Source organism: Hoylesella buccalis ATCC 35310 (assembly GCF_000177075.1).
In the GTDB taxonomy this organism is placed as follows: Bacteria; Bacteroidota; Bacteroidia; order Bacteroidales; family Bacteroidaceae; genus Prevotella; species Prevotella buccalis.
On the sequence record NZ_ADEG01000039.1, the window covers coordinates 201677 to 224058 of the forward strand.

Consider the following 22382-nt stretch of genomic DNA (forward strand, 5'->3'; position numbering starts at 1 on the left):
CGGTATAATTTGTAATGGGATTTATTGTTTAAAGAACTGTATGATTTCTGCCATCAGCTTTTCTCTGTTGGTAGCATCCAATATCGACTCGAATGGCACGCCCATGACAAACGTCTTGTAGTCACTGCGGTATGCCACTGCCGCACTAAAGTTGTTTTCGGGATAGCGCATCACGGTATAGGCGTTGTCGCAAGCAGGTTCAATAGCGTCTGGCGATTCTACAATATAGGTTTTAGGTCCCAACGTATGCGCGTAGTTGTAGGCAGCTGGTGCGAGATTGACTGGCGATTTTACGGTCGACAAGCGTCCTGTGACGGCCGCTCTACTGTTGCGCCACTTGTACTTCAGTACGTTAGTTGCAAAGAAAATGTCTTCTTTTTGTGGCTTTGCCAATTTGTTATTCCATAGATCGCTGCCTACATAAGCCCCCGATACGAATATGGATGTGCCTTGTTGGGTGTAAGCAGTGAGTATTTGTTGCATTTCGGGCGTGAAGATTTTGTAACGCAAAGGATATATTTTGCCGTTGCCTAACTTTGTCTGTCGCTGTTTTCCCAAGATGATGTCAATCCATTGGATGTCTTTCTCAACACGGTTGAAGCGCTCTCGGCTACACGATTCGAACGAACAACCAGCCTTTAAGATGGCATCTCCGTGCAGGGCGATGTAATCGAATGTGTTGCCTGCAATGACTGTTGTCTCTTCATTTCCGTGACTGTCGCCAAAGCCACCCGAATCATCATCGAGCCATGGGAGCGACCTGTTGAACTCTTTTTGGCTGCCTACATAACTGATATCCACCATATATGGCACCCCATGGTCTTCATTGTCCAAGAATCCGGCATATAAAGTATCCAACGGAGCGGGTGCAACAAAATCGGCAGGAGCTGACACTCGGTCGAATCCGTTTACCACCAAAGCCTTCTTAGCGTCTGCTTTTCCGCTGCGTCCTACGGCCACAATCTCGGATGGAAAGCTCACACCGCCCTCGTTCATCGCCACAACTTTGTAGCTGCACACCATGTCTTTGGGTACGTCTGCCACATATTTACATTGTTTTACCACTTTTCCATGGTCAAACTCTCCATTTCCATAGCGCGTATAAACAATGTAGCGGTCGGGTTTTGCCGTGGGTTCAAGCGTGTCTTCAACAGCTTGCCAAGTGAGTTCCACCTGCCCCTTATCCGTTAAATGAGCTGCCATGTGACTCACGGGGAGCGGTGTAACCACGTATTTTTGTTGATGTTGTTTGCACGAAAAGCGCAGCATGGCTTTGTAGATGGCACGACTTACTGCAAATCGGAAACGAGGATCAAGTCCATAACGCATGTCTGCGAAGTTTTGATGCGACAGCAATTCCAACAACATGGCTGGCACCCGTGGAGTTCGTGCCTCATAATAAGAACCATTTCTGTTGCCCCTGCTGTGCCACGTTGGGTCAAATTGTGCCCGTATGTCATGTAATATGCTGTTATGAATGGTTTCGGCATATTCCTTACAAAGCTGTCGCGAGGCCCCATTGGCAAACACACTGTCATACGATTGCGTGAAGTAAATGCCCAAAGTACCAATGGTACTGTCGTTCTTGGTGACACCCGCATCGGAGTGAAAGGCCAAAGACATTTCTATAGGGATGTTCAAACCTCTGCCGCTGGGATAGCTTTCTGACCCTCCTGCCAGCCAGTTCACCCATTCGCCACGCGCTTGATAATCGTCTTTGTAATCGTCTTTTCCCGCTGTAGGACTGTAGATGCTGTCGGGTACGCCTGCCCATTGCATCCAGTAGCGTGCTGCTTCGGTGAAACGAGGGTAGGTACTTATTTCTGGTCTGCCGACATTGCCCATTCCGCCACCTATTTTAATAGCATCGGCTGTCACCACTTCGCCTGCTTTGTCTGTCTTGTTACTGAGGACGATGCGCTGACTCTTGCCTAAATTCTTGTCAAAAGCGAATTTTCCAAGATAAATCCAAGTTCCTCCACCCATTTGTTGATTGACCTTAAATTCGCTGATTCCTCCCCGATGATAAACGGTATAACGGGCTGCATTGGTGCTTCCAGGCACGGTATGATAGGCTACATAAACAGCGTATTCGCCTGTTTCGTCAATCTGAGGAACCCATTCAGCCGTGCTTTCTGCTCCTTTTTTTATCGAGGTCACCATGCGATAACTACCTTCTGTAAATGGGTTTTGAAAGTCGGTGTAAGTCTTTCGGAGGTAAGCGAAGCCCTTTCCTATGCCGTTTTTCCAACTTTCTTTTCCGTTGTATTCGCTATATTTCGACTTTGGTTGAAAGCTGTTGCCGTCATTGTCCACGATGGCTTCAAAGCTGTTCCAATCCCTTTCGCGCGGAATCAGCACGTTGGCTCCCGCTTGTTCGAGCATGGGAACTAAGAAAGGTAGCACATAACTCTGCGTATATAGGTCTTCAACGGTTTGTAAGAGGCGGCATCTCTGCCACTCCCAGCGGTCTAATTTGGCTTCGTAGTATCGTCCATGACTTTGCCACATCGCAATATGGCGGTTTGACAGACCGTATTTTGGGCGGTTGTGCGATGTCAGTTCTTGCACTAACGGTGTTTGGCAAGTTGGCGCAAAGACCGCAGGTCTATTTTGAGCATGTATGCCAATGGTGAACAGCATACAGCTGATGTGAGCAGTAAGTATCGCAATTGCTTTCATATAGATGTACCAATGTTTGGGTTTGTTTTATCGTTATTTTCGTCGAATCAACAAGCAAAGTCCTAAGAAGGTAAACAATGCGTTGAAGATAAGTATCTCGTAACTAAACTGATAGCCATTGAACCATTGCATGGAGTGTTTGTCTAATATCAAACAAAGCACAGGCGCAGCGATAGCCACCCATGGCACATAGCGGTCGTGTACTTGTTGTTTCATAATGATGCCAAAGGCGAACATTCCTAAGAGGGGGCCGTAGGTGTAGCTGGCAAGGGTGTAGACGGCATCTACCACACTGGTGCTGTTCAGGATGTTGATGGCGATGATGACCACTCCCATCAGGATAGCCATTCCAAGGTGTACACGTTGCCGCATGCGTTTCACACGGTTCTCGCTCAGCGAGTGGCCACCTAAGATGTCGATTGTGAACGAGGTGGTAAGTGCAGTCAGGGCTGCTCCGGCAGCATTGTAGGCCGATGATGCCAAACCGACGATGAATAAGATGCCGACAATCATGGGGAGATAAGGCCCTGTGGCGATGGCTGGGAACAGTTTGTCGCCTGTTTCTGACATTCCATGCTGTGCTGCGAAGAGGTACAGCAGCACGCCAAGCATCAAGAAAGCGGAAACCACGACAAACTGAAGAATGATGCTGAAAATCATGTTCTTTTGTGATTCCTTGCTGTTGCGGCAACTCAAGTTGCGTTGCATCATATCTTGGTCAAGTCCGTTGGTGGCAATCATCGTGAAGATGCCCGCCAAGAATTGTTTGAAGAAAAACTGCTTATCGTTGGGATCATCAAAAAACAACATTTTACTCATGTTGCTTTGTCCAATCGCATGGAAGGTTCCGCTAAGCGAAAGCCCCATGTCTCGGGCGATGAAGTAAATACAGAGCGCCACCGAAATGATTAAACAACAGGTTTTGATGACATCTGCCCAAATCACCGATTTTACCCCTCCGCGATGGGTGTACAGCCACACGAAGCCCACAGAGATGAAAACATTGACAATGAACGGAATGCCCAGGGGCTCGAAAGCCAGCATCTGTAAGATAAAACACACCAGGAACAGGCGCACCGCCGCTCCCAACATCTTACTGATGAAGAAGAACCAAGCTCCCGTATGATAAGCCTTCAAGCCGAATCGGTTGCTCAGATATTCGTACACCGAGGTGAGCTTCATGCGGTAGAACAGTGGGGTTAAGACAAAGGCGATGATGAGTTGGCCGACGATAAACCCCATGACTAATTGCAAATAGCCAAACCCACTCTTGTTCACCATGCCTGGAACCGACACGTAGGTTACACCCGAAATGCTGGCGCCAATCATGGCAAAGGCAACAACATACCATTTAGATTGTCGACTGCCCGAAAAGAAATCAGAGTTGGCTGTCGTTGATTTTCTAAACGACACGGCGAGTTGTAGGATGAAATAGATGCCTACGGTGATGAGAATGATGATGGCGTTCATGAGGAAAGGATGGTTTTAGTTCATTCGCTTATTCTTGGTAAAGTAGATAGGGCCGCCGTTGTAGCTTGAATTGTTCAACGTCTTTCTGCCACTTAGCTTTGATGGTATCAGCGTTACAGCCATTCATGATCATCTCTCTGATGTAGCCTACACCTGCCAGTTTTTCAAAGAAAGGCGTGAAGAACTTGCTGCCTATGTTTAGATTGCGATATGCGTTGATAACATACGACAGGTCTATTCCTCGCCGCTGTATGAGCTCGGTGTCTGCGTTGCTTAGGTCAACGCCATGACACGTTCTCCCCAATTGCGGCGGATTCTTGGCACCAGCCACGCTTTGCGGCATGAAACTGTAGCCGTACCCTATCATGTCAGGATGGCCGTACTGCTGAAAAGGCTTTGATGTGCCTCGTCCCAGACTCACATTCGTTCCCTCGAAGAAACATGTACTTGGGTAGAGATACACCGCCTGCATGTTGGGAAGGTTGGGCGAAGGTGTGATGGGTAGCTCATATCGTGTCTGGTGCGTGTAGTTCTTGCAGGGGATGACAGTGAGCTTGCATTGGCGGTGATTGCTCAGCCACCCTTCTCCGTTGATCATTCGCGCCAATTCGCCCAAGGTCATTCCGTGAACGATGGGGATGGGTAGGGCACCCACGCCCGATTTGTACTTCATGTCCAGGATGGGGCCGTCTACATAAAAGCCATTCGGATTGGGACGATCTAAAACCAATACCGGCGTCTTTACCTCCGCACAAGCGTCCATCAGTTTGAGCATGGATATATAATAGGTGTAGAACCGCAGTCCTACGTCTTGTATGTCCACCACCAAGATGTCGGCACTTTTGAGAACTTGCAGGCTCGCTTTTCCCTTCTTTCCGTTGTATAACGAATAGATTGGAACGCCAGTTTGCGCATCCACGGAGTTGGTGACATGCTCACCGGCATCGGCTGTTCCCCTGAATCCGTGCTCGGGCGATATCACGCCAATGACCTTCATTCGGTAGTTGACCATGATATCCAACAAGTGCTGATTACCCACCATGCCGGTATGGTTGGAGAACAAAACGATTTTTTTACCCTTTAGAAGCGGGAAGTAAAGATGAGTTTGCTCCGCTCCGGTAACGACGTGTGATGTTGAGCACCAGCAGGTGGTGCTGAAAGAGCCTAAAAGCAGCAGTAGGGCAATCAGTTTTTTCATGTACTATGTTGATTTTTAGTTATGAGCAAAGATAGGTTATTTTTTTAGAATTAGAAATATAAAATCAGGAATATTCACTATAATTTGTATGATTTAACGCTTGATACCAAATGAGAACCGTTCCGAAACGGTTTCAGTGGTTTTGCAAACAGCAAGTGGAGCGATTAGAAATAATCACGGATTGCCCCTAATTTCCTCTGTTTCATGATGATGGAACCATGTCATTTGTTTGCTTGTTGCATTCGTGTTTGCCCCTCCCGTCAATTTCTATTAACTTTTGCTTCTACTCCAAGGCTGGCTTTTGTTTGTAACCCAACTGCTGTATGGCAACCGGGATTGTTCGCCAAATAATAAAAAGAGGCTGTTCTCGGTATCGTTTACATGAAGGAGAGCGATGATGAAGGCAAATTGAAAAAATCTTTGTAACTTTGTGGCTTCATGTAGCAAACTAATTAAAAGCGCGATGAATTTGATAGCAGTGAGCGGTTCTGATCAAACAGAATGGGCTTTTGTTGAGCAAGGCGAGTTGGTTGACTTGCAAAAAACCGAAGGCCTGAATCCGTATTTTCAAACCCGCAGAGAGATGAGCAGGAGCATTCGGTTGGGTTTGGGCGAAGCCTACTTCAAGCGAAAGTTAGGTCACGTCTATTTTTATGGGGCCGGCTGTAGTGGTGAGGATAGGAAGAGAATGGTGGGTCACTCCTTGGTTGCACAGTTTAAGACACCCGTCATGGTGGAGAGCGACTTGCTGGGTGCCACCCGTTCCATGTGCATGGACTCGGCTGGTATCGTGTGCATTTTAGGTACGGGATCCAACTCGTGCTTCTATGATGGTACTCACATTGTTAAAAATGTGCGTGCCGGTGGTTATATCTTGGGAGATGAAGGCAGCGCATCTTCTATTGGGCGCACTTTTCTTTCGGATGTACTGAAAGAGTTGGCTCCTTCTGAACTGATTTCTACTTTTTATTTTAAGCGTCAAACGACAGCCCATGAAGTGATGCGCACTGTTTACGACAAGCCACTTCCACATTATTATTTATCCTCGGTAGCAACCTTTTTGGCCGATTACCAACACATGGAATATGTGCGAGATTTGGTGACTGATAATTTTAAACGTTTCCTTACGCGTAATTTGTTCCAGTATGCGTACCATCAATATCCCGTGTATTTTACAGGAAAAACGGCCATGACCTTTGCACCCTTGTTGCGAGCTGTTTGTCGTGAGGCAGGTTTTGAGCCTGAAATGGTTAGTGACCATATTATTGAGGGACTGATGAAATATCACGCTACGCATCTGTTGTCTGAATAGGGAACTTGATGCATCCTGTTGTTTGGACTATCTATTTGGTTACAAAGAAAAGTCACACTTCCCGTTCTCGTGTTGACATTTTTCTTGACAAACACCCTCTCATATTTCGCTTATTTTTCAGCAACGCTCCGTATCTTTCAAATAATGAAAATATAGAGCAAAAACGTTCTCTTTTGACAGACAGGTAGTTACGGGTTTTGTGCGTTTCTTCCGTACCTCATGTTCGTTTGATTTCACGTTTAAAGCATGCTTTTAGTCGCCTTACTAGCATGCTGTAAGACTCTAAACCCATGTGTTTTGCCAGGCAAAAGCATGTTGATAATCACCTTTACTCCATGCTATTGCTCAAATAGACCTTTTATATTGCATTCGTAGGGAATGATTGTCGCATGTTTGCCTATTGTTTTTTTTCTATTTCATCGATTTGTAAGTAGACTTTTTTTGTCATTTATATTGACAAGTAAACACCTGTTCATGAAGAATTAGGTGTATTATCTTGCCCTTTTAGTGTAAAATTAAACATTATTTATAAGTTAGAAACACAAATTAATCTAAATAAAGTTTGTATTTTAATGATATATCGCTATATTTGTGCCGTAGAAGTAATTACTATGATTAGGTGAGCCAGATTAACCTCTCTACCACTTCTAAGCTAAAACCTTTTTTTGCAAACAATATTCAAGTAGAAATATATTATTAACTTAAATTTTGGGTCTATGAAAACAAAAAATTATCTATGTGCGATACTTACGGTCGCAGGTAGTGCTTTTGCGTCCCAACCGATGTTGGCATCAGCAAGTGAGCTGAATTTGCCTGGTGTGATGATGCAGCAGCAAGCCGTTCGTGGTATCGTAGTTGATGCCCATGGCGAACCTATTGTGGGTGCCACGGTTGTTGTGGTTGGTAAAACGTCGTCAGGTACGATTACGGATTTAAATGGTCGTTTTACACTTTCTGTGAATGCTGGTACTAAGCTTCAAATTTCTTACGTAGGGTACAAGACGGTAACGCTTCGAGCAAGTGACAACATGCAAGTAAAGCTTGAGGAAGATGCCGGACAGCTTTCAGAAGTAGTCGTAGTGGGTTATGGTACACAGAAGAAAGCCAACTTGACGGGCGCTGTGGCCAGTGTTGATCTCGACAAATCCTTGAGCAGTCGTCCTATAGCCGATGTAGGCCGTGGATTGCAAGGAGCAGTTCCGGGTTTGAATATTAGAATACCAACCGGTGAAGTTGGTTCGGAGCCTTTGATTAAGATTCGCGGACAAGTAGCTTCTTATCTGGGAGCCAGCAATCCACTTATACTCTTGGATAATGTAGAAATCCCAAGTATTCAGATGGTGAATCCTGATGATATCGAGTCGATTTCTGTGTTAAAAGATGCTGCTTCAGCCTCTATTTATGGTTCTAAAGCTGCTTTCGGTGTAGTTTTAATTACGACCAAGAGTGGTTCCAAGAAAGACAAGTTTGAAGTAAATTATTCGAACAACTTCTCTTGGCAAGATCCAGTTAGGAAAATAGAAATGGCAGGAATTGACGGTTTGAGGTACACTCTTGATGCACACAAGAACCGTCAGAGTCCAATGCCTGCCGGAGGTTTTTGGCGTGTCAGCGATGAGAGTTTTGAAAAGATATTACAATGGCAGGAAAAGTATGGCGGTTCTGTTAAGTGGAACGATCCAGTTGTGTATGGTCGTGACTGGATGTTTGATGGCGTAAACAAATACGGCTACCGTATTTACGACGGCGTAAAAGCCATGGTGCGTTCCTGGGCTCCGACACAAACACACAACCTTTCATTTTCGGGTAAGTCAGGTAAAACGTCTTACAACATTGGTCTGGGTTATTTGGGTCAGAACGGAATGTCAAAAGCTGCGAAAATTGATGATTTTAAACGTTACAATGCTTCGATTAGCATCAATTCAGAAATCAACAAATATCTGTCAATTAGAGCAAGTTCTATCTATTCGGATCGCAACAAACGCTATCCTGGTGTGGGAACAACAATAGCCGACCCATGGCTTTATTTATATAGATGGAGTGCCTTGATGCCTATTGGCGTTACTGAAAATGGTCACAATTTGCGTGAGGCTGCCTATGAAATGGGTGCAGCCAATACTGATAATTTGGAAAATAAATATTACAATGTCAATTTGGGACTTACTTTGAACTTTACCAAAAACTGGAATTTCAAGTTTGATTATACTTATGATAATCAATTTTCAGAAACAAATGCTTCTGTAGTACAGTGTGAAGCAGGCCTAACGTGGTACGGTCCTACACCTCTTTCTATTGACGGACAACCTGTGTTTGTTGATGAAGATGGCAATGTTTCGCCAGAAGGAACTATGCGAGCATACACTTTCCCGTATCAAAAATATTATCCCGTTGGGAATAATAGTTATATTAAGAGTCAGAATAGTACAACAAATAGACATACATTTAATTCCTATACAACCTATAATTTGCGTTTTGGAGCAAATAAAGAGCACGCTTTTAAGTTTATGGCAGGTATGAATTCTGTGGCGAGTAAAAGTAAATGGTTACAAGGAAAGAAAAATGATCTGATAGATATTCGTAATCCACAGTTTCCATTGGCCACAGGTGACCAATTTGCTTCTGGGAGCAATTCATGGAGTGGATTGTTAGGGTTCTTTGGTCGAATCAACTATAATTATGCAGATAGGTATCTTTTGGAGGGCAACATACGCCGCGATGGTTCTTCAAAATTCCCCAGTCATTTAAGATGGGAATGGTTCCCCTCGTTCTCTGCAGGATGGGTGTTTAGTAACGAAGCTTTCATGGAATCGATTTCAAAGGTGTTTTCTTTTGGAAAATTGAGAGCTTCATGGGGTAGTATTGGTGATCAAACAGTTTCGAACACACTTTACAGATCAACTTTAGGGGCAGGTGTGTCGAATTGGCTTGGTATTGAAAATCATAAGAGAAATAGTTTCGGAACACCAACATTGATTGATAAAGATATTTCTTGGCAACGAATTGAAACATTGGATTTCGGCTTAGATTTACGCTTCTTTAAAAATGAGTTAGGAATAACTTTTGATTGGTATCAGCGTTATACGAAAGATATGATTATACCCGGCGAAAGTCTTTCCGTTACATTGGGAACTGGTGCACCGCGAGGAAACTATGGTGACTTGAGAACCAGAGGATGGGAATTGTCATTAGATTATAGACATCGGTTTGCAAATGGCTTAGGTATTAATATGACAGCCATGGTTTTTGACTCCTATACAGACATTACCAAAGGTGCAGATCATTTGATTGCATGGGAAAACAGATCTATTTGGAATGATTTTTCAACGGGCAGACGTTACGGTGACATCTATGGATTGGTTACGGATCGTTTGTTCCAAAAAGATGATTTCGTTTATGATGATGCAGGAAATCTTGTTAAAACAAATGTCATATATAAAGGAACTATCCGTAAGACGAATAAGCAAACATCTAAATATCCAGTATATCAGGTACAATATGAAAACGGCGATAAGTTGATGTTTGCCCCTGGTGATGTCAAGTTTGTCGATCTGGATCATGATGGCTACATTACTACAGGTGCATCAACCAATGGAGATCATGGAGATTTGACGGTTATTGGTAATTCTAGACCTCGCTATGAATACAGTTTCAGGTTGGGATTGGATTATAAAGGTTTCGACTTTTCCATCTTCTGTCAAGGTATTGCCAAACGTAAGATTTGGGGAAGTGGTCAGCTGGCCATACCAGGATTTAATGCTAAGGAAGGTGCTATGCCGAAAACATTTGCAACAGAATATTGGACACCTGAACGCACAGATGCTTTCTATCCAAGAGCTTGGGATTTAGGTAATTCAAACTCTGGCTTCGGTATGCAAGTTCAAAGCAAGTATCTCTTGAACATGGCATACCTGAGAATTAAGAACATCAACATGGGATATTCTTTACCCAAGAATTTGCTATCGAAGTTATATTTAACTAAAGCAAGAGTATATGTTTCTTTAGAGAATTTCTTTACTTTTGACAAGTTGAGAGGTTTGCCAATTGATCCTGAAGCCATCTCTGGTTACTCTATGTTTAGCAGTTCATACAATCTATCACGTACAGGAACAGGAACACCTTTGTTCAAATCAGTTTCTTGCGGTATTCAATTATCCTTTTAATTAAAGCAATTATGAGACGATATAAATTTTTATTATTCATCATATTTACGGCTATATTTACGAGTTGTAGTGACATATTGGATCGTCCATCACTTACAACAGCCGAAGATGATACATTTTGGAATAGTGAGCAAAAGGTGCGCTTGTATGCGAATTCATTTTATGCCAATTTCTTTGTGGGATATGGAAGCGGATGGACAACTCCATATACACCCATGAATTATAATTTTAATGATGATGCGGTTATATTGGGAATACAACCTCAATTCGGTAGAGTTGTCCCAACCAGTTTAGGAAGTACATCTGCTGATATGATGTGGAAAAGTGATTTTGCTGGACCAACATGGAATTTTTATTGGATAAGAAAAGCTAATGTGATGATTGATCGCATAGCAAGAGATATGGGAAGCGTGCTCACTGCCAATGCGTACAATCATTGGATGGGAATAGCCCGATTCTATAGAGGTTTGGAATATGCACGTTTGGTGAATGTATTTGGTGATGTGCCTTATTATAGCCATGAGGTGGCCAATACTGACTATGATGAATTGTATAAAGACCGCACACCACGCAATGAAGTGATGGACTCTGTTTACAATGACTTTATTTATGCCATGCAAAATGTGCGACTGAATGACGGAGAAATGTACGTGAATCGCTATGTTGTTGCTTCGTTTGTGTCAAGATGGGCACTTTTTGAAGGCAGTTGGCAGAAATATTACTATCATAATGACGAAAGAGCAAGCAAGTTTTTCCAACTGGCTATAGAAGCTGGAGATATGGTGATTAATAGCGGTAAATATGACATTACATTAGATTTCCGAACATTATTTGGTTCTACCGACCTTACCAAAGCAAAAGATTGCATCCTTTATAGAAGATATGATGCAGCACAGGGCGTAACACATAGTATTACTTCTAATTGTAATATGAATTCTCCAATAGCTGAGGGTCCTAATTTGAACTTAATTAAGTCATTTCTTTGCATAGACGGTAAAGATTATCAATCTTCTGACGTAGAAAATGCTAAAAATTTCTCCATGGAGAACATGATAAAAACTCGTGATTCTCGATTTGAGGCGTCGTTTTTTGATAAGCCCACACCAATGGCATTGAGTTCTTATCTCTATGTTGTAAAGTTTATACCAAGAGAAGGACTGAATTATCTCAAAGATGGAGGTACCCCTGCTCAAGAGTATCAAGGTGTTAAGAATGTAACAGGATATCCTGTGATGAGATATGCTGAAGTTTTGTTGAACTGGATAGAAGCAAAAGCGGAATATGCCACAGTAGGTGGTCCAGCAGTAATGCAAAGCGACATCGATATTTCTATCAATAAGATTCGCAACCGTCCGTTAGCAAAGGAAGCCATCGCCAAAGGCGTAAAGAAAACTGCGCCCATGAAATTGACAGAACTTAACGTAGATCCCAACAGAGATACATCGGTTTCGCCGTTGTTGTGGGAAATCCGTCGCGAACGCAGAATGGAATTTGCTTTTGAATATGCTCGTATTATTGATCTTCGCCGTTGGGGAAAATTGAACTATATGGATACTGATGCCAACGAAGAATTATTGATGGGTACTTGGGTTAACTTCCCCAAGGAAGCAAAAGATGAATTAAAAGCTGGTAATGTTGGAAAAATTCGAGTTGTGAAAAAAGATGGAAAACAAATTGCTTATGACGGGAAAAACGGAAATGAAATGGTAGGTTTTTATTATCGTATACAAAATCGTGGCAGATTGCCATTCTTAGGTGTACCTAATATGAATCCATATTTGGCTCCAATTAGTACAAATCAAATTGAAAGCTATAAAAATAGGGGCTATCAGCTGACACAAACTGAAGGCTGGCCTTCAACAGCGAACTAACATTTTTTGTATTTTAATAAAATAAGAAACTATGATGAAATATATTAATAATATAGGACTGATGGTCGTAGCGTTGCTTTGCTGTTATGTTTTTACAGCTTGCGACGAGGACTATCCGGCAAGTACGGTTGATCCTTATGAAACCGAATTGCTTGCCATCAAAATCTTGAATGCCGGACCTGATGGAAACAGAGTGGTCGAAGGAACGATAGATGAAGAAAATAAGATGATTAATTTCCCGAGGCTTGAAGTAGAATCAAACTTTTCTGCTTTGCGGGTAGAAGCAACTTTATCACAAGGAGCGCATCTAAAAGATTCTGTATTTGATTTCTCTATGGATGAACTCGATACCTATAAAACGCTTATCCTCAGGGTGATAAATCAAAAGCGCTACAAAGATTATTTCATGAAGATAAGAAAGAAGGTTCCTGTGTTTGGTGCAGACTTTGAAAAGCCTTCTGTTTACAACTTCTCTGGAGACAAAGTTTACGACAGCTATAAATCTTTGTTAACGCGCTGTGCCGACTTTGACGGAGAGTATGTATTGGTAGTCACAAGAAGTGAAACGAAACCTCATTTGTTGAAACTTTCTGACTTGAAGGAAGGAAAAATCAATCCAATTAAATTGGATTTAACAGGTGTGTCAGGTGGAACATTCCCCTACAATACAGGAGCCCTTTCGGGTGGACATATCTATCTTGCTTCACTTTCGGGTGGTCATGCTTCACCACTTAAGATTTACTATTATGAAACTCCTACCTCTGCACCAGAGCTGATAGCAGATATTAATGTTGGAAAAATCGAGGGTGCTGGTAACCGTCATGGTGACGCGATGACATTGAATCTGGATGAAAGCGGTAACGGATACATTTTCTTCCCAGACAATGGCGCCAAAGAAGTTCTTCGATTTACCGTTAAGAATTTCAAAACTATCAGCGACCCGATGGTTATTCCTCACAAAATGGATGTGACTACCTTTAACAGCATCCATAGAATTGAGAATTCTTCTGACTATCTGTGGGCTGGTATTCGTACTCCGATTATGTTGACCGATGCCAATTTGACCGTTAATTACTCGATGAAGAAAGATAACTTCCCACTAGAGTCGATTGCGCCTCGCATCTTTACGTTTAACAAATCACGCTATTTGATTACCTGTACAGCTGGTTTGGGAGGTTCAACTAAAGCAACACCGACATTATCCGTCTACGATATTTCAAAAGGCAATACTGTTAAGGAAGCGTTAGAGATATTTGATAAGGGCGATAATCACAATCCAGTGTATTCATTTATACTCGGCGGTTCTGGTAATGGTGCTCCTGGCACACACACAAATTACTATATCGAAAAAGATGCGAATGGCAAAGATGCCAAACTGTATATATTTGCTTCTCGAGCCAATTCTGGATTTGTTATCAGCGAATTCCCAGTAAAAGTAGCTGAGGACGATTAATATATTACGACCAGATAGAAATGAAAAGAATAAATAGATTTATATTTTTTGCCTTTATTGTGATGTTTCTCTTTTCGTGTAACGAAGAGAGAGACGATCACAACAAGGGCAAAACCCCGCCTCCTACACCTTCGGGACCGACTGCAGAGCAACCTATTGTTCCACGAAAGGAACTGAGAGGTGTATGGATGGCAACGGTTTGGGGACTTGATTGGCCTATGGGGAAGTATGATCAGGCTTCCCAGAAAGAATTATACTTGAAATATTTAGACCTTTTTAAGGACAACAATATCAATGCCGTATTCTTCCAAGTAAGAGGAATGGCTGATGCCTACTACGCTTCACAATATGAACCATGGAGTAAGAGCATCACTGGACAGGCAGGTGTTGCTCCTGGGTATGATATTTTGAGATTCTTAATTGAAGAAGCGCATAAGCGAAACATTGCTTTTCATGCATGGATCAATCCTTATCGCATATCGACACGCACAGGCAGTGATACATCTTTTCCGAAGTTAGATTCGAAGATTCCTGCAAATCTTGTGAAAGACTATAACAAAATTCGCATTTATAATCCCGCTCTCCCTGCAGCTCAGGATCGTATCGTGAATATTGTTAAGGAATTGATTACCAAATACAACGTTGACGGTGTTCACATGGACGATTATTTCTACCCGTATCTTTCAAGCGGAGAAGGCATGAATGACCAAAACGAATATGCAACGTATGGTCGGGCTTTTAATTCGATTGAAGAATTTCGTAGAGATAATGTCAATAAGGTTGTGAAAAAGCTTCATGACATGATCAAGAATACCAATCCGAACTTGGTGTTTTCCATTGGTCCTGGAGGGAACATTGAGAATAATATGAATTTGATGTTTGCTGATGTTGCAAAATGGTCAAAAGAAGGTTGGGTAGACGTGATTATCCCTCAACTATATTTCCATACAGGCAATTCAATCTATAATTTTGATAAGGGATTGGCTCGTTGGAGCAATATGATTACCAAGTCTAAATTGGTGATTGGATATGGAATATATAAGTTTGGAGACAGCAAGCAAGGCTCCGCTTACATGAACTCTTCTGAGTTGACTAAGCAGATGCGTCTTGCGGATGAAGATCCTAAAGTGATGGGTGGACTCTTTTATAGTGCTAAATATCTCTTTTCGAATCCTGTAAACATCATGGGTGCCATCAAGCAGCGCTACAAAGAGCCGGTAGTAATGCCGTACTTGCTGGTTGAAAAACCCACTTTGCCCAATGCACCTAAGAATCTCACAATAATGAATGACATTCTTCATTGGGATGCTGTTTCGGGTTGCTATTATGCCGTTTATTTGAGTACAGGAACGAAACGAATGGCAAAACTGGTAGTCACGACGAAGGATAACAGTGTAAAACTGTCACGACCAGGGACCTATTTTGTGACGGCAGTTAATGAAAAAAACAACGCCGAAAGCAAAATTTCTGATTTGATAAAATATGGAAACTAATCGGGGCCATATTTAATAAGGTGGAATGAATCGAACTGTCTGGCAGAAATGCAGGATAAAGGATTCGGCATTTTGATGTCAACAGCTCGATTGCTTCCATTGAAATCTAATGCTAAAGTAATGTTTTTTAGATGGAATATATAGATGATAAAAAGAGGAAGGTAGTTTAGACTGTCGACAAAAATCTGTTTTCATCTATATATTTCATTCTAAAGGATAACAACCAATGGTCATAAAATGAACAACGTACCATTGATTTTGATCTCTATTGTTTAACTATTATCTGTCTATTATGAAAAGAAAAATGCTACTAATTTGTATCATCTGTCTACCCTTCATCGGGCAAGCGCAGGTGTTGAAGGTAGGATCGATGAAGAAGATCGACCTTCCTAATGGGCCTACAAAAACAGTTGTCGGGCTAAGTCCTGTGGGAGATTATATCCTTTTGTCTACAGCTTCCAACAACGGTCTTGTAAAGTTCGATTTAAGTACAGGGAAAACTCAGAAATTGACATCAGGAAAAGGAACAGGATTTAACGTTAAAATTTCCAATGATGGAAAACAAATTCTTTATCCTGAGAGTAGTTATTCCAAGAATAATTTGCGTCGCGTGAGTTTGAACGCTATTGATTTATCTACAGGTAAGACGCAACAACTTGTGAAACCTTCGCGCAACCTGCAAGGTTATTCAATTGGTGGTGCAACTGTTTCGGTTGTTAAAGACAATAAACAAAAGCTAACTCGTCTGCAACCCAATGCCGTCAAGCGTTTTGAGATGCCTACGTTGTCTGTTAAAAATCGTCAATTGTTGATTACTAAAGGCGGAAAGACACAAGTTTTCTCCCCCAATGGAAAGCAATTCAGCTACATTTGGCCTTCTGTTTCGCCTGATGGAACCAAAGCCCTCTACTATGTATGTGGTGTTGGCGCCTTTGTTTGCGACTTGAATGGTTCAAATCTCAAATCTCTGGGTACACTGCGTGCTCCTCGTTGGTACAATAACGATGTTATAATTGGTATGAACGATCAAGATGACGGTGAGTATGTTTATGCCTCTTCTATCGTAGCCAAATCATTAAGCGGACAAGAGCAAGTCTTAACTGATGACTCTGTAATCGCCATGTACCCCTATACAACGTTGAAAGGTGATAAAATCGTCTTCTCTACTCCTGCAGGAGAGGCATATATGATTGACATTAACATTAACAATTGATAAAGTACAATGCTATGAAGAAATATATTTTACTCACATTATCATTGCTCTTTGCATCTGTTGCCCTTCAAGCAAGAAACGGCGACAATGATGTTCGTATTTATTTGAATGCGGGGCATGGCAGCTGGGGGCCCAACGACAGGCCAATGGCAACAATTCCGTATCCGGCAAATCCAGAAACAGGTCGTCCAGATACGCTTGGCTTTTATGAAACAAACACCAACTTATGGAAAATCCTGAAGTTGGGTAAAACGCTGGAAAAGATGGGTGTGAAAAAAGAGAATATTCTTTATTCCAGAACCCTCAATGGGCCTTATCCTTATGTGAAAGGTGCACCCGATGAAGAGAAATACAATCGTAATTTGTCGGAAATATGTGCTGAAGTTGAAGCAAATAATATGGATATGTTTATCTCCATTCACTCAAATGCAGCAGCAGACGGCTCACTTACTAACTATCCTTTGTTCCTTTATCGTGGACAAGATGGTAAAGGAAACGACTGGTCACCTGGAAGTTATGATATGTGTAAAGCATGTTGGGAACCGCATTTCACAAACGACATTGATATATACAGCTATTACAGCAAGACCCAGATGAATATTCGAGGCGACTCTACATTCTATGGAGGAGCTTGGGTTAGTCCAGTTACAGGGAAAAAAGGTTATCTGGGCGTACTTCGTCATGGTGTTCCCGGTTTCTTGCTCGAAGGTTATTTCCATACTTACCAGCCTGCTCGTCACCGTGCCCTCAATCCTGACTATTGTGGACAAGAAGGTATACGCGTAGCACGCGGCGTGTGTGATTACTTTAACCTCACACCTGAAAAAACAGGTTATATCATGGGAACAGTGAAGGATATGCACGAGAAAATCGTTCACCAACTGTTCAACTATGCGCCAAATACAAACGATCAATGGTTGCCACTCAATGGTGCAGAAGTCACCCTTTTGAAAGATGGAAATCAGGTAGGAGCCTACAAAGTTGATAATAACTACAACGGAGTTTTTGTTTTCGAAGGACTTGCCCCTGGCGATTATACACTTTCTGTAAAAGCAGATGGTTACAAAGAGCTGACAGAAGAGTATAAAAAAGCAATCAAAGTTGAGGCTAATCAGACGTCATACGCCAAACTTTTGCTTGAATCAGAAAGCTATGTGCCACCTGCAATTGTTTATGAAAACTATCCCGAACCTAATTTAAAGAGTTATATAGGCGTTCCTGATAAAATAGAGTTCTCCAATTCTTCGAAAGCCTATGAAGATATTACTGGAAAAATGCAGCGTGCCATTGTTAGAGGTGATTCTACGATTATCTTATCAAACAATAATGGCGAGCCAGTGATCAGTCTGATCAATAACAAGACAAACGAGTTTGTTAAAAAACTCAGCATCAATGGTATTGCAGCGGCCGAACCTGATAATGATGGGTTCAAATCGCGTTTGAGCGATATCGCTTTCACAGCTGATGGAAAGCTTGTTGGTGTAAATAGTGAGGAATGCCAATTTAATGACGGCCAAGTCAGAGAAGGCTCTACCCGAGGAGAAATCTTCGTTTATAAGTGGGATGATTTTGATGCAGATCCCGCCGTATGGGTATCCACCAAATCTTCAGCCAACTATTATAATGCCATTGTTGGCCGTACGCTGGCTGTCAGCGGTCCGTCTAACGACTGTCATGTGTTCATGTCTGCCGCTAATTATTGGGGTGATAAACATATCAAGCGCTTCATCGATCTGAACATTGTTGACAATCAGATTGCAAGTACGGTGTTTACTGAAAAAGATATTAAATCAACAGCTCCAAGTCCAGTTAACAAATTGGCTACAGGATTAGAAGTTCTTCTTCAGGTTTCACCATTGGCAGACGATCAATATGTCATTGACGGAACCGAATTCCTGCCTGTTGAGTTCAAGCCAGCTAAAACAGTTAACGTCAATAGCGAAGTACTTGGTCAGCTTTCCGATCAAGATAATTTAGTAGGACAGGCGGCAACTGGTGTTTCATTCTTTAAGTATGCTCATCATTCTATGATGGTAACTCCATTTGTTACGGATGGAAAAGTTGGCGGCTTGCGTCTCTACGATATTACTGACGGTATTGATAAAGCCAAACTCATTCAAACAAATACTGAATTGCCAGAAGCACTTCCAGCAACAACCGATATGGGTACAGGATCAAGTGTTGATGGACAAGACATCAATTTGTATCTCATCGTAGGCAATGTGATTACCACATTTACTACGAAAGGTATCGAACAGCCTGCCGTTAAACGTATTATGGCTTACGATTTGAAGGGCGAACAGTTGCCTGACAACTCATATAAGTTCACTTTCACTTCAAACGACAAGGCGCAATCTGCACAATTGGTATTCACTGATGCGGCAACAGGCGAGGAAGTTGGAACTGCCGACGTTCCTGATGTTAAACAAGGAAGCAATACTATTACCTTAGCAGCCGATCAATTGCCAGGGCAATCGGGCCAAAAGCTTAATTGGGCTGTAAGGTTAACAGGTTCTGCGGTTGCAAATATCAGTCGTTTAACCTCGAATGATGCATCGATGCAATATCCAAAGACCGTATTTGTGGCTGTTGACAACTCACCTGAATCCGATTATTTCGGTCGCTTCTATGTCAATGCATATTCTATTGGTATGTATGCATACAATCCTGATTGGACACGTATCAATGAAAATCCTTATATAGGGAAAGAAGCCAAGTGGGGTTCACAGTACCGTTTGGGTGTTGATTCTAAGGGAACTGTCTATATCTCTGATTGGAGTGACGATCATTCCGGCGTATATCTGATGAATCCTGCCGATCTTGAAGGTGAATACACTCAATTCTTTGTTGGCGAACGCAATAGCGACGGTCTATTTGTTAATAATGGCGTTAATGTCGGTTCATCATCTCCAGGTTTGTGTGTTTACGGTACTGGAGCTGATACGAAGCTGTTCGTTTCCTTGGAAGACTTTGGAAAGGATGTCGGAGTTTATAATATCGGTAACGAAGATGGTACGATAGCATCAACGTGGGATAAAGCTCCAAGTCAAATTTTCAAGGTTGGCAGATACGAAATCAATGGAAACTGTAATCTCGTTGGTGGACTCGACGGTGGTGTTTGGGTTGCCCAGTACCGAGGTGCTGGAAATAACACGAAGGGTGTACCGTCTTTGATTTACGTTAATCATAATGGTGAAATCGTATTCAACTCAGGTACACAGGAATTTGCACCCCTGTTGAATGGTTCAGCTAAAGCGGGATTTGCCGTCAATAAAGATAACTCGTTGTTGGTGATCAGTGATGGTACAAACGTACTCCAATTCTTTGACATCACATGGAACGACGGAGTACCTACGCTAACACCGAAATATTCGTATAAGGCTTCACTCACGGGTACTGGCATTCAGCAAATGGCATTCGATTATGCTGGCAATTTGGTGATTGGTCATCAGGGCGTATCGATTTTCTCTATACCTACCGAGAAGAATGTAACTACGGTTCCGGCAAAGAAATCGCTTGTTATCAACGCAACAACAGGCATCAACGAAGTAGCAGTTGCACCTCGATTGAGAATTTCACCGAATCCGACAACCGGACGCATTCGCATTGAAACGTCAGAGGTTATTAAGTCTGTACGCGTATACAGTGTTTCGGGCACATTGGTTGCCGAAGGCTTCAATGCCGATATGGATTTGAGTCGTCTGCCCAATGGCATCTATATTGTTAAGGTCAACAACTTCAATGGTGTTCGAATCATTAAGCGATAATCGTTGAATAAAGAAAGAATACTTTCAGCCGGTTGATAATCATTGAAAAGTTCAATTGAGCAATCGGGTATCGGCAAAAGTTATTTAAGCATTACAATCTGCAGGCATGTCTAAGGATATGGCCTGCAGATTTTTTTTTCATGGCTTCTATGTATCTATCTATCATTAGCTGCTTTTGTGTGGTGTGGTCGCTTTTACCACCAAGGCCTTTTTGTGACTGAATAATTGCATCACAATGGGTGTTGTCCAGCGAAGAACGGAAAGTCTTGTCATCGTTTTCATGAGGGGAGCGATGGTGAGGGCAAATTGAAAAAATCTTTGTAACTTTGTGGCTTCATGTAGCAAAACTAAGTAAAAGCACGATGAATTTGATAGCAGTGAGCGGTTCTGATCAAACAGAATGGGCTTTTGTTGAGCAAGACGAGTTGGTTGATTTGCAAATAACCGAAGGCCTGAATCCGTATTTTCAAACCCGCAGAGAGATGAGCAGGAGCATTCGGTTGGGTTTGGGCGAAGCCTACTTCAAGCGAAAGCTGGGACACGTCTATTTTTATGGGGCCGGCTGTAATGGCGAGGATCGAAAGAAAATGGTGGGTCAGTCCTTAGTTGCACAGTTTAAGACACCGGTCACAGTAGAGAGCGACTTGCTGGGTGCCACTCGTTCCATGTGCATGGATTTGGCGGGCATCGTGTGTATTCTGGGCACGGGATCCAATTCTTGCTTCTATGATGGTGCTAACATCGTTAAGAATGTGCGTGCCGGCGGCTATATCCTGGGAGATGAAGGCAGCGCGTCGTCTATTGGACGCGCTTTTCTTTCGGATGTATTGAAAGAGTTGGCACCTTCTGACCTGATCTCGTCTTTTTATTTTAAGCACCAAACGACAGCCCATGAAGTGATGCGCACTGTTTATGATAAGCCGCTTCCACATTATTATTTATCCTCAATAGCAACCTTTTTGACCGATTATCAACACATGGAATATGTGCGAGATTTGGTGACTGATAATTTTAAACTTTTCTTAACGCGCAATTTGTTCCAGTATGCGTACCATCAATATCCCGTGTATTTTACAGGAAAAACGGCTGTGACCTTTGCGCCTTTGTTGCGAGCAGTTTGTCGTGAGGCGGGTTTCGAACCTGAAATGATTAACGATCATGTGGTTGAGGGACTGATGAAATATCACGCCACGCATCTGTTGACTAACCAGGGAACTTGATGCATCATGTTGCTTGTACTATCTATTTGGTTACGAAGAAAAATCACACTTCCCGTTCTCGTGATGACATTTTTCTTGACAAACACCCTCTCAAATTTCGCTTATTTTTCAGCAACGCTCCGTATCTTTCAAATAATGAAAATATGGAGCAAAAACGTTCTCTTCTGACAGACAGGTGGTTACGGGTTTTGTGCGTTACTTCCGTACCTCATGTTCGTTTGATTTCACGTTTAAAGCATGCTTTTAGCCCCCTTACCAGCATGCTATAAGCCTCTTAACCCATGTGTTTTGCTAGGAAAAAGCATGTTGATAACCACCTTTACCCCAAATCGGTCATTAGGATTTCTCTGTGTCGTACGGCAAAGAGAAATCCTTTAATTTTTTCCATATGGACAAGAATGATTGTCGTGTTTTTAGTGATCTGGCCAAATATAGGATATGCTTGTCTTTTGTTCTCCCCAGATAGGCTGGCGTTGATAGCAATTCGTACCGAATTGTCTTCAGAAATTTCTTCTTGTTGGAATTAATCAGCGCATGTCTGAA

11 protein-coding genes and 1 pseudogene are annotated in these 22382 nt (G+C 42.4%); 8 read left to right on the forward strand and 4 right to left on the reverse strand.

Features of this window, described 5'->3' with window-relative positions; all coding sequences use genetic code 11:
* Window positions 1-21 precede the first annotated feature (21 nt).
* The 3 genes from HMPREF0650_RS04105 to HMPREF0650_RS04115 all read right to left on the reverse strand — a co-directional run bounded on the left by HMPREF0650_RS04105 (window position 22) and on the right by HMPREF0650_RS04115 (window position 5350).
* A complete protein-coding gene (locus HMPREF0650_RS04105) occupies window positions 22-2643 on the reverse strand; it encodes a golvesin C-terminal-like domain-containing protein (protein WP_004348560.1) in 2622 nt (873 codons plus the stop codon).
* Between the two features lie 72 nt (window positions 2644-2715).
* Window positions 2716-4152, reverse strand: coding sequence for a sodium:solute symporter (locus tag HMPREF0650_RS04110; RefSeq protein WP_004348562.1), 1437 nt, complete (start codon window positions 4150-4152; stop codon window positions 2716-2718).
* A 28-nt stretch (window positions 4153-4180) separates the two neighbouring features.
* Window positions 4181-5350, reverse strand: a complete 1170-nt coding sequence (locus HMPREF0650_RS04115; RefSeq protein WP_004348564.1) for an exo-beta-N-acetylmuramidase NamZ family protein — start codon at window positions 5348-5350, stop codon at window positions 4181-4183.
* 463 nt (window positions 5351-5813) lie between these two features.
* On the opposite strand from HMPREF0650_RS04115, the gene HMPREF0650_RS04120 reads away from it, so the two are divergent.
* The 8 genes from HMPREF0650_RS04120 to HMPREF0650_RS04155 all read left to right on the forward strand — a co-directional run bounded on the left by HMPREF0650_RS04120 (window position 5814) and on the right by HMPREF0650_RS04155 (window position 21839).
* The gene (locus tag HMPREF0650_RS04120; RefSeq protein WP_004348566.1) at window positions 5814-6662 is read left to right on the forward strand and encodes a hypothetical protein; all 849 of its coding nucleotides are present in this window, start codon (window positions 5814-5816) and stop codon (window positions 6660-6662) included.
* Between the two features lie 716 nt (window positions 6663-7378).
* Window positions 7379-10822, forward strand: a complete 3444-nt coding sequence (locus HMPREF0650_RS04125; protein WP_004348568.1) for a SusC/RagA family TonB-linked outer membrane protein — start codon at window positions 7379-7381, stop codon at window positions 10820-10822.
* An 11-nt stretch (window positions 10823-10833) separates the two neighbouring features.
* Window positions 10834-12693, forward strand: coding sequence for a RagB/SusD family nutrient uptake outer membrane protein (locus HMPREF0650_RS04130; RefSeq protein ID WP_004348570.1), 1860 nt, complete (start codon window positions 10834-10836; stop codon window positions 12691-12693).
* Window positions 12694-12724: 31 nt separating this feature from the next.
* Complete coding sequence (locus HMPREF0650_RS04135) at window positions 12725-14146, forward strand: DUF4623 domain-containing protein (protein ID WP_004348572.1); 1422 nt, start codon at window positions 12725-12727, stop codon at window positions 14144-14146.
* A 20-nt stretch (window positions 14147-14166) separates the two neighbouring features.
* The gene (locus HMPREF0650_RS04140; protein WP_004348573.1) at window positions 14167-15639 is read left to right on the forward strand and encodes a glycoside hydrolase family 10-like protein; all 1473 of its coding nucleotides are present in this window, start codon (window positions 14167-14169) and stop codon (window positions 15637-15639) included.
* 370 nt (window positions 15640-16009) lie between these two features.
* Window positions 16010-16852: a TolB-like translocation protein gene (locus tag HMPREF0650_RS04145; RefSeq protein ID WP_245543454.1), complete on the forward strand. Its 843-nt coding sequence runs from the start codon at window positions 16010-16012 to the stop codon at window positions 16850-16852.
* Window positions 16853-16866: 14 nt separating this feature from the next.
* The gene (locus tag HMPREF0650_RS04150) at window positions 16867-20619 is read left to right on the forward strand and encodes a T9SS type A sorting domain-containing protein (RefSeq protein WP_004348575.1); all 3753 of its coding nucleotides are present in this window, start codon (window positions 16867-16869) and stop codon (window positions 20617-20619) included.
* 362 nt (window positions 20620-20981) lie between these two features.
* Window positions 20982-21839 carry a hypothetical protein gene (locus tag HMPREF0650_RS04155; protein WP_004348576.1) on the forward strand — a complete coding sequence of 286 codons (858 nt, stop codon included), beginning with the start codon at window positions 20982-20984 and terminating at the stop codon, window positions 21837-21839.
* 336 nt (window positions 21840-22175) lie between these two features.
* On the opposite strand, the pseudogene HMPREF0650_RS13785 reads toward HMPREF0650_RS04155, so the two are convergent.
* Window positions 22176-22382 (reverse strand): annotated as a pseudogene (locus HMPREF0650_RS13785) (IS1380 family transposase); the annotation flags it as partial.